The sequence below is a fragment of the Alteromonas sp. DY56-G5 genome, assembly GCF_041414725.1.
GTDB lineage: Bacteria > Pseudomonadota > Gammaproteobacteria > Enterobacterales > Alteromonadaceae > Alteromonas > Alteromonas macleodii.
The window spans coordinates 1-2,614 of the sequence record NZ_JANHZQ010000103.1; the positions used below are offsets into that span (position 1 = coordinate 1).

General features: G+C 41.8%; 4 protein-coding genes. All 4 read left to right on the plus strand.

Annotated features, from left to right (window positions below; translation table 11 throughout):
• Positions 1-98: 98 nt before the first annotated feature.
• Positions 99-593, plus strand: a complete 495-nt coding sequence (locus tag NO989_RS21645; protein ID WP_371343187.1) for a hypothetical protein — start codon at positions 99-101, stop codon at positions 591-593.
• Positions 594-750: 157 nt separating this feature from the next.
• The gene (locus NO989_RS21650) at positions 751-1,233 is read left to right on the plus strand and encodes a hypothetical protein (RefSeq protein WP_371343188.1); all 483 of its coding nucleotides are present in this window, start codon (positions 751-753) and stop codon (positions 1,231-1,233) included.
• 128 nt (positions 1,234-1,361) lie between these two features.
• Positions 1,362-1,691, plus strand: coding sequence for a hypothetical protein (locus NO989_RS21655; RefSeq protein ID WP_342326367.1), 330 nt, complete (start codon positions 1,362-1,364; stop codon positions 1,689-1,691).
• 144 nt (positions 1,692-1,835) lie between these two features.
• Positions 1,836-2,099 (plus strand): hypothetical protein, encoded by a 264-nt coding sequence (locus tag NO989_RS21660; RefSeq protein WP_371343189.1) that lies wholly within the window; start codon positions 1,836-1,838, stop codon positions 2,097-2,099.
• Positions 2,100-2,614: the final 515 nt, after the last annotated feature.

Consider the following 2,614-nt stretch of genomic DNA (forward strand, 5'->3'; position numbering starts at 1 on the left):
GCTGGGACGCTAACACGTGGGCTGACTCACTTCGTTCGGATTTTAGCCCACGCGCTAGCGCCCCAAAGCTTAGCGTTATACGCTCTTGAGAGTTAAACATGGATAGAACACTCGAATACGTCAAAGACAGATATAATGAGGAACAGAGCAGATTCAAACACGTTGAAGACAAATGCTCCAAATTGCTAACTTTTTTAACTGTCGTTATCTCTGCTTTAATAGCAATATTAAGCATTAAGAATAATACGTTTTTGTCACCTAGCAACCCGTTGGAATGGATTAGAACTTCCATTTTCTGTTTAACTGGCTTTTGTGTTTTCTGTGCTTGGGGACACGCTTTATTGGCATTAAAAATTGGCGACTGCCCAAATGCACCGATTAGTAGGACGGCCGCAAACTACATCAAAGATACAGGTGATGAAGAACGAGACCTGTTTATATTTGACTGTTACGTAGATACTACCCAGCAATTGAAAATGCAAATAGATTATAAAATTAACTATCTTGAGTATTCATACTCAGAGTTGGCTTATAGCGCTTGGGGGATTGGGCTAATTTCTTTCATTTCAATTTTTATGGAATTATCAAAATGAGTAAAGAACAACAGAATAACAATAACCAGAGACCGGACACGACCGAATATCTCAAGAAAAACAAAGAACCTACGCCAAATAACAAGCAAGATAAAAAGTAGTACGCGTATAACAAACAAATTATGTCACTCGCTGCCGCTCGCTGGGACGCAAACACGTGCGCGGCTTCGCCATTATTGCACACGTGTTTGCGCCCCATATTTGGAAGTTAGGTGCTCTCAGAATGTTTAACCTTCATGGAATGAAATGGCCAAAATCGAAAGAGTTTGTTCAGTCTGAACGGGCTGTTGGTGAGTTAAAGGTTTTAAATTTTTCTTTGGGTGTGCCACTAATTATTCTAACTTTTCTTCTCAAACAACCAGATTTAGCATTGCCGGTAATTGGTAACTTTAAGTTTCTCATTTTCTTTTGTGGCGTCCTATTTTTATTAGCCAGTTGGATGGAGGACTATCCCATATTTTCTCTAGCTGCTGCGCTTACATCTTGTTTTGCAACGATCGGCTTCACCTTATTTTGTATACTTAAATTCACTTTGGTTCACGGTTTTACATCTTCAACCGCAGTATCTTGTTTTTTTATTATTTATGCTGGTATCGTTTCATTTATGGTCGTTCGGGCGTTTAAAGCTCACCGCACCTAACAAACGCATTAACACTCGCTGCGCTCGCTAGGGACAAAAACACGTAGGCTCCCTTCGCTTCCCTCGTTATTATAGCCTACGTATTTTTGCCCGTTATGCGGGCCGTTATGCACTTACGGACACATTGAATGGACTCAGACATTGAATTAAATATCAGCTTTAGATTCTTTTCGCTTACAGAAGAATTATCCAACGAAATCAAATCAAGCCTTAAAGCCTCATCTTGTAGACCTAATAAAAAATTAGGTGGTTTTGTAGTGTGCGTTCCTCTGACACCATCTTCACTGGAATTTATAGGAAGTTTTGTAACTTCTAATTGTGTAGAAGTAGAGAATACAGATATCTTCGTTTCATTTGTTACTGAGTACGATTCAAGAGTCATTGATCTGCCAAATGTTATCACTAAAGCTTCTTTTTCTATTGGCTCACCAGTTACACTCTCATATACGGTGGTTTAGGTGCATAACAACTCAATAAACTCACTCACTTCGTTCGCTGGGACGCATACACGCAGGGCCGCTTCGCGATTATGCCCCACGTGCCTGCGCCCGTTATTGAAAAGTTATGTTGCAGAAAGGAATTGGTAAAACGGAGGCTGTTTTATGCAGGTTGATATACTTGGTGTCAGGATAGTATTTGGATTTTTAACGGTCGCAATGCTTATTTTGGTTCACGGATTGCTTTTCAACTACGACCTCATAATACTGGCGCTGGCTACGAGCTGCATGGCTGCCTTCTTTTTCATTACCGCTGTAAGCGCAAAACAGCTTGCACAATCAAATTTTAAATTTAACAGATTACAAAAAATTTCCATTGGCGCATGGGCGCTACTAAGCGTGCTGGGACTAGTGAGCATTACAACATAACAAACAAATTATGTCACTCGCTGCCGCTCGCTGGGACGCAAACACGTGCGCGGCTTCGCCATTATTGCACACGTGTCTGCGCCCCATATTTGGAAGTTAGGCGTCATTTACTTACAGCATTAAAATGTGGGTTAAATTGTGACATTCCGGCATCAAGGCTGTTTCGCTAGGTTGTATTAGCGGCAAGCTTTCCCGGTTGTTTTAACGACTTTAACAACATGCTTTTCATAAACACCGAAACGCCAACATTTAACACCACCAGCCTTCTAAACTCGCTCTTTTATCCAGCATTACCGTTAACATCTGGCATTTCGCACGGGGTTGTTTTATCTTAAATTCAATAATTTAAACACGCGGTCTATTTGGCTAGTGGTGGCAGCAAAGCTGCGTACGTTCCTTTGTACGCCTAACAAAACGCTGTTGGCACTCCCTCCGGTCGCTGGGACGCTAACACGTGGGCTGACTCACTTCGTTCGGATTTTAGCCCACGCGCTAGCGCCCCAAAGCTTAGCGTT

Bases quoted from the DNA above. Each gene is read 5' to 3' on its own strand.
- NO989_RS21645 (WP_371343187.1), top strand. From the start codon at position 99: ATGGATAGAACACTCGAATACGTCAAAGACAGATATAATGAGGAACAG.
- NO989_RS21655 (WP_342326367.1), top strand. From the start codon at position 1,362: ATGGACTCAGACATTGAATTAAATATCAGCTTTAGATTCTTTTCGCTT.
- NO989_RS21660 (WP_371343189.1), top strand. From the start codon at position 1,836: ATGCAGGTTGATATACTTGGTGTCAGGATAGTATTTGGATTTTTAACG.